Source organism: Candidatus Symbiothrix dinenymphae, assembly GCF_001431085.1.
This window is the reverse complement of sequence record NZ_BBRU01000413.1, coordinates 1-446: the sequence shown is the minus strand read 5'-3', so window position 1 is coordinate 446 and position 446 is coordinate 1. Positions and strand designations below refer to the sequence as shown.

The window sequence follows — 446 nt, the reverse complement described above, 5'->3', positions numbered from 1 at the left end:
CTCCAATTGTCTTTTATATCCACCGTCAAAGCATTTGCATCCGCTGACAAGCGCGCCTCCTGCCGTTTTAACGCCTCCAAAGGAGTTAATTTTTTGTTACTCATAATGAAAATATATAACTGTAATAATTTTTTTTGTTCTTAACTCTTATTTGTGCTTTACCTTTTCCTAACTGAAATTCCTTCGTTTTGCAAATATTGTTTTAAATCTGCTATTGGGATTTCGTTGAAGTGGAAGATGCTGGCTGCGAGGGCTGCGTCGGCTTTTCCGAGGGTGAATACGTCTTTGAAGTGTTCTTTTTTGCCTGCGCCGCCGGAGGCGATGATGGGGATGCCTAAGTTTTCTGATAATTGCGCCAATGCTTCGTTGGCGTAGCCTGTTTTTGCGCCGTCGTGCGCCATAGAGGTGAACAGGATTTCGCCTGCGCCGCGTTTTTCGGCTTCTTT

1 protein-coding gene is annotated in these 446 nt (G+C 44.2%); it reads right to left on the bottom strand.

Annotated elements, in window-relative coordinates; genetic code table 11:
* Window positions 1-158 precede the first annotated feature (158 nt).
* Window positions 159-446: HisA/HisF-related TIM barrel protein (locus ASC50_RS04645; protein WP_262482202.1), on the bottom strand; the 288-nt coding region annotated here is incomplete at its 5' end.